Genomic DNA, 6,468 nt, shown 5'->3' with positions numbered 1-6,468 from the left:
CACAGATCGTGGCGCTGGGCACCGACCAAACCAAAGCCCTGACCACCGCACAGATCCAAGCCCTCAGCAGCCGCAGCCTGCAAGTGCTCGAAAGCCGCGACTTTGCCGTGCTCAGCAGCGCCCAATTGGCCGCCCTAACCGCCGCTCAAGGCGTGGGCCTGACCACCGCCCAACTGGCCACACTGGACAGCTCAGAGATCGGCAAACTCAGCACCGGCTTGGTGCAAAACCTGAGCACCGCGGCTATTGCAGCGCTGAGCACAGAGCAAATTGCTGGACTGAGCACCGCCCAACTGGCTGCATGGACCAGCTCCGCCCAAATCCGGGCGCTAGAGACACGCGACTTGGCGCAACTGAGTTCAGTACAAATCAAGGCTCTCTCAACCACACAAATCGAAAGCCTGAGTACTGCACAGATAGCTGGTCTGACCAGTGCCCAAACCAATGCTTTGACCACAGCCCAGCTCAAAACGCTGAGCAGTGCGCAAATCCGGGCGTTGGACACCCAAGATTTCGCGGCCCTGAGCACGGCACAACTGGTTGCACTCGATGGAACACATGCCGCAGGCTTGAGCACCGGCCAATTTGCAACGCTGGATACGGCTGAAATCAGCAAGCTCACGACCGGTTTCGTTCAAGGACTCAATACTTCCGCGATCAAGGCACTCACGCCAGCCCAAGTTCCAGGCCTGACCACCGCACAGATCCACAATTTGGATACGGCCCAAGTCAGCAGTCTGACCACCGCTGCCATTGCAGCCTTCAGCATGGCCCAAGCGGCAGCCATCAGTACTGCTGGCATGTCTGCATTGCAGACTCAGGCCTTGTCAACACCCTTGGCCTCACCCATCGTTTTGGATTTGAATGGCGATGGCGTGCGTACTGTCTCTGTCGCAGAAGGAGTACAGTTTGCTTTGGGTGCAGATGGTCTGTTGCGTCAAACAGGTTGGGTATCGTCGGGTGATGGTCTGTTGGTACGCGACCTCAATGGCGATGGCGTCATCAACAATGGGCGCGAGCTGTTTGGCACTGCCACTGAACTCAGTCCGGGTGTAACGGCTGTCGATGGTTTTGCAGCCCTGCGCACCCTCGATAGCAACGGTGATGGCAGCATCACCTCCGCCGATACCGCCTTCTCCGAGTTGGCTGTCTGGAAAGATGTAGATGGCAACGGCCTGACAGGTGCCGGTGAACTGGTCAGCCTAAGCGAAGCTGGTGTCGCAGCACTGCATTTGGATGCCACCGTATCCACGGCCACAGACAACGGCAACCTGTTGGGCTTGGTCTCATCGTACGAAACCACCGCTGGCACCCAGCGCGACTTGGTCGATGTCTGGTTCCGCCAAGGCGATATCGCCACAGATCCACTGCGCAGTGCGGTCAGTGACCTGACCGAATCCTTGGGCAGCTATCTCGAAAGCGGTGGTGCAGTAGCAACCGCAGCGGCAGAAGGCTTGTTTGAGCAAGGCAACACGCCAGCATCCACCTTGGCTGGGGCCAGTGTTACCAACACAGCGCCTACTACCTCTTCGCTGCTAACGCCACTGTCTGACTACTATCGCGGCTCTACTGGTGGTGCTTCTGGCACAGAGGCCAGCACCAATCTGGTCGGACTGCTGACCGGTTCTGGGGCACAGACTCTGTCGTTGCCATCGGTGTCATTGGCATCGATAGACACGGTCAAGGTCAAATAGGCCGACCATTGATCAGCGACCAGCCACACCTATTGGCTGGTTGACCACGGGCTGTGCCTTCATCGGGACAGCCCGTTTTTTTTGTTATTCTTACTCCCTATGCCTGTATCTTCACTCTCTCTCAACGATCTGATGGCACAGGCCGACGCCTTACAACAGCAAGGCTTGGTGGATCAGGCCATTGCCCTGTACCAGCACTGGCTCACTGCACACCATCACAACCCCTTACGGCTGGTAGCTTGGTTTAACGTAGGCGTGCTACTGGCAGGAGTTGGACGTGCCGCAGAATCTCAGGCTGCGTACCAAGAAGCACTGCAACTGAACCCCCAATTTTTCCACGCCCGTCTCAATTTAGGGCACCAACTGGAAACCCAAGGGGCCGTAGATGACGCGATAGTGCAGTGGCGTATGGTGCTAGACGCGCTAGAGCAAACTGACAACCCCGACAAAGCGCTACAGCTACATGCGTTGAACAACCTAGGGCGGGTGCTGGAATCGCAGCGCCGCTTAAATGAAGCGGAAGCCTACTTGCTGCGCAGTTTACAAGTCGACCCAGAACAATCGGCACCGCTGCAACATTACATCCACATTCGGCAAAAGCAATGTGCTTGGCCGGTATACCAACGCCTAGAGCTCCTCACACTCAACCAGCAACTGCTCTCAACCTCCTCGTTGGCCTGTTTGGCACTGCATGATGATCCTGCACTGCAACTGCTGACCTCCAGAGAGTTTGTCCATGCCAAAGTACAACCAGCGGCACCACGTCGTCCGGTACGGCAACGGGCCCCCGGCGAGCGCATCCGCATTGGCTACTTGTCGGGCGATTTGTGTATGCATGCCGTAGGCTTGCTGACGGTAGAACTGTTTGAACTGCATGATCGCCAGCAGTTTGAGGTGTTCGGATTTTGCTGGTCTCGCGAGGACGGCTCACCATTGCGGACGCGCATCATTCACGCTTTCGACCACCATATTCGCATTGGTCATCTAGACGATACCCGTGCCGCAGAATTAATTGCCAGCTGTGGCATCGACATCTTGGTCGATTTACAGGGCCTCACTTCGGGCGCGCGCCCCAACATTCTGGCCCAACGTCCAGCGCCCATACAAATCAGCTACCTAGGATTGCCAGCCACCTGCGGTATGCCGGCCATTGATTACATCCTTGCCGACCCATTCGTGTTCCCGCCAGAACTTGAGCCTTTCATGACCGAAAAGCCATTGCGGGTGCCACGCTGCTACCAAGTCAGTGACCGCCAACGCAGCGTCGGGCCAGCACTGAGCCGGGCCGATTGTGGCCTGCCTGAAGACAAGCTGGTCTTTGCATCATTCAACAATAACTATAAATTTACGCAAGAGCAGGTGGCCGTTTGGATGCGCATCTTACAGCGGGTACCCCATAGCGTTTTATGGCTTCTCGCCGACAACCAATGGGTCGAGAAAAACATCAAAGAACAAGCCCGCATCCACGGACTCGATACAGCAAGAATCATTTTTTCAGGGCGGGCAATGCCACAAGAGTATATGGCCCGACTACAATTGCCAGACTTATTTCTGGATACTTTCCCGTACAACGCTGGCACTACAGCCAATGATATTTTGTGGATGGGAACACCCATTTTAACTTATGCTGGGCGCTCTTATATTTCACGCATGTGTGGCAGCCTTTTAACGGCAGTAGGGCTACCAGATTTAATCACTTATAGTCTAGCCGATTACGAAGAAAAAGCGGTACAACTGGGCACAAACCCACGCAGACTGGCAAGCTATCGGCGTTATCTTAACGAGTTCCGCCAGCAAAGTGATTTGTTTGATATACCACAGCTAGTCAAAGACATAGAGCAAGCTTTTCTTTCTAAGGTTCAGTCATGATAGAAATTGTAAGTGCTACCCGGTGGTCAGAAGAAGAATTCTGGAAAAACTCGGCACTTGGACTATCTTTAAGCCGGTTACTTTTCGATCAACGGCTAAAACATTGGATTGCCTTTGAGAACAAGAAAGGCTTACCAGAAATATTTAATCAACGCATTCATGCAGAAAACGACATAGAAATTATCGTTTTCATCCATGACGATGTGTGGATCGACGATTTTTTTCTTGCAGACCGCATTCTCGATGCAGTCAAATCGTACGATGTTTTTGGTGTAGTTGGCAACAAAAACAGAAAACATCTACAACCATCTTGGGCCTTTATAAATACTTCCGGCACTTGGGACATCCAAGAAAATCTGAGTGGGGCTGTCGCCCACGGAGATATACCTTTTGGCAAGGTAGGTTATTTTGGCCCATCTCCCGCCGAGTGTGATTTATTAGATGGGGTGCTGATAGCAGTCAGCAAGCCAAGCCTCAAAAGAACACAAGTCCAGTTTGACGAAATTTTTGATTTCCACTTTTATGATGTGGATTTTTGTATCACTGCACAACAGCAAGGATTAAAAATTGGAACCTGGCCGCTTGCCATCACCCACCAAAGCACTGGAGGATATGGCGTCAGTTGGCTCAATGCGTACCAAGCCTTTTGTAACAAATGGGACACCACTCTGCCAGAATCTGACCATGTCGGCCAAAAAATTTCTTTAATACAAGATATGAAACAAACACCCGCCCACAACCTCATTAACAACGAGTTAATGGCTATGATTCCTGCGGGAACACGTCGCATAGTCGATGTTGGTTGCATGCATGGTCAAATGGCCCTTGTTTATAAAAATATCAATCCTACCGTTCATTACACTGGTATTGATATAGATAAAGACTATGCTGAAGTAGCAAAGCAGCATTGTGATAATGCCTTCGCAGCAGACATTGAAAAATTAAACCCCTCAGATTGGGATCAACTATTCCCCTCAGATTGTTGGATTTTTGGGGATTGCCTAGAACACTTACGTGATCCCTGGGCCATCTTGAAAAAAATCAGAAGTTGTATCGATTCTGACGGCTGTGTGCTGGTATGTATCCCTAATGCCCAACATTGGGGCGTGCAAATGCGTTTGCTATCAGGGCAGTTTTATTATGAAGATAGCGGCCTGCTGGATAGAACCCATCTGCGCTGGTTCACCAGAGAGACCATGTTAGCGATGTTTCAGACAACGGGTTGGGCAGTCGCGGCTGGTCTGACCAGAACGTTAGGGCCTTTCTCTGGGCAAGAACCAGCTCTACAAGGCATACGTGCTTTTGCCACTGCCTGTGGCTTAGATCCTGAGATGGCTGTGGCAGATGCTTTGCCGTTTCAATACATGTTTAAATTAGTTCCTGCATAATTATTAGGCATTGCAATGAAGCAAACCCCTGCACATGATACGGTCAATTATGATTTATTGAACCTCATACCTGTTACTGCACGCAGGATTGTCGAAGTAGGCTGTATGCATGGGCAAATGGCCAGAGAGTATCTTCCCCGCAATCCTACTGCAAATTATGTCGGTATAGATATTGATCCAGATTATGCCAAAGTAGCAGAGCAATTCTGTACACAAGCCTTTTCAGGAGATATAGAGTCGATCAATTCAGAAAAATTTAGCCAACTATTTCCCAGTGATTGTTGGATCTTTGGCGACTGCTTGGAGCATTTGCGGGATCCGTGGTCTCTGTTAAAAAATATCAGAACCAGTATCGATCAAGATGGTTGCTTATTGGCCTGCATTCCAAATGCACAGCATTGGAGTGTGCAATGGCGTTTACTTTCTGGAAAATTCCACTATGAAGACAGTGGCTTGATGGATAAAACACACTTGCGCTGGTTAACCCGCACCACTATGGTAGATATGTTCACCTCTACCGGCTGGAAAATAGAAAATTTATTTGATCGTATTCCGAATGAAATTCCTCTTCAGGCTTTTGCCCTCAAGGGATTAGAAGATTTTGCAAAAATTTGTGGGCTCGATGTGAATACAGCCAAGCACGATGCTATGCCCATTCAGTACATTTTTAAAGTAGTTCCGGCTTAAATCAGGAATTAAAAACGGTGTTCCGAATATGAGAATAGGCATCTATATATTCTGAAAAACCTTGTTCTTTAAAAGCCATCTTAAGTGCGTCACTGATGATGGCCTCTTGCCGAAATTGGCTCAACTTAGTGGCAGACCATGCAAACCCAAATGGGTCTTTGGTCTTGGTTCGCCATTTTTTCTGCATAGTCAATATCAATGAAGCGATTCCCTCCATGATGAATATTTTACGTTGTGCATTGGGATAGTTGGTGGCTTGTGTGAGCTTGGCTTTCAGTGAGCTGTCCGCACCCTCACAGATAGAAAAAAGCTGCTCATTAATGAGTAACCATTGCCGCCAAAAATCGGCCTTAGCAACAAAATAGTTGGAAAAAACAATCTCTCTAGAATCCATAACAATGGCTCTGAGATTGACGTGTATTCCTATAGTAGCTAAAAACTCCTCACAGGCATCAATTTTCCCGGGATTAAATATTTCACCACCTTCAAACACATTGATAAAAAAAGCACCAATATCTGGCTGGGGTGAAAAAAGAAAAACGTCGGCAACATCACTGTTGTCACTCACAAAATTGACGACATCCGTATAACTTAGCCCTGTTTTCTGAGAAAATTTTGGAGAAAAGAACCCGTAAAAGGCATTGTCATCCAGCAGATGATTGAGCAAAAAATGACGAATCGGCCAATATTCAAACCAGTCGGGACGTTCATTCTTCAAATTATTCAATACAGGAAACCCCGCAGGGGCCTGCTGCAAGGTTTCAGGAGAATATGCAATATGATGAAGATGAATTTCAGGTTTCATTGACATAGGCAACTGGGTAAAATGT

Annotated in this window: 4 protein-coding genes and 1 pseudogene; 4 read left to right on the top strand and 1 reads right to left on the bottom strand. The window is 49.6% G+C overall.

The genetic code is table 11. The features are described 5' to 3' along the window. The 4 genes and pseudogenes from BMX55_RS16505 to BMX55_RS15290 form a co-directional block, all read left to right on the top strand. Positions 1–1,694 (top strand): annotated as a pseudogene (locus tag BMX55_RS16505) (heme utilization protein); the annotation flags it as partial. Positions 1,695–1,793: 99 nt separating this feature from the next. Further along, entirely contained in the window at positions 1,794–3,563 is a 1,770-nt protein-coding gene (locus tag BMX55_RS15300) for an O-linked N-acetylglucosamine transferase, SPINDLY family protein (RefSeq protein ID WP_091459202.1), read from the top strand. After that, positions 3,560–4,951 (top strand): methyltransferase domain-containing protein, encoded by a 1,392-nt coding sequence (locus BMX55_RS15295; RefSeq protein WP_091459201.1) that lies wholly within the window; start codon positions 3,560–3,562, stop codon positions 4,949–4,951. Before BMX55_RS15300 ends, BMX55_RS15295 begins: the two co-directional genes overlap by 4 nt. 15 nt (positions 4,952–4,966) lie before the next feature. Next, the gene (locus tag BMX55_RS15290; RefSeq protein ID WP_091459200.1) at positions 4,967–5,638 is read left to right on the top strand and encodes a class I SAM-dependent methyltransferase; all 672 of its coding nucleotides are present in this window, start codon (positions 4,967–4,969) and stop codon (positions 5,636–5,638) included. Between the two features lies 1 nt (position 5,639). Here BMX55_RS15290 and BMX55_RS15285 read toward each other — a convergent pair whose 3' ends face one another. Beyond that, positions 5,640–6,443 carry a hypothetical protein gene (locus BMX55_RS15285; RefSeq protein ID WP_091459206.1) on the bottom strand — a complete coding sequence of 268 codons (804 nt, stop codon included), beginning with the start codon at positions 6,441–6,443 and terminating at the stop codon, positions 5,640–5,642. Positions 6,444–6,468: the final 25 nt, after the last annotated feature.

Source organism: Giesbergeria anulus, assembly GCF_900111115.1.
Lineage (GTDB): Bacteria > Pseudomonadota > Gammaproteobacteria > Burkholderiales > Burkholderiaceae_C > Simplicispira > Simplicispira anulus.
The sequence above is the reverse complement of the archived record's forward strand: the minus strand, read 5'-3'. Positions and strand labels throughout refer to the sequence as shown.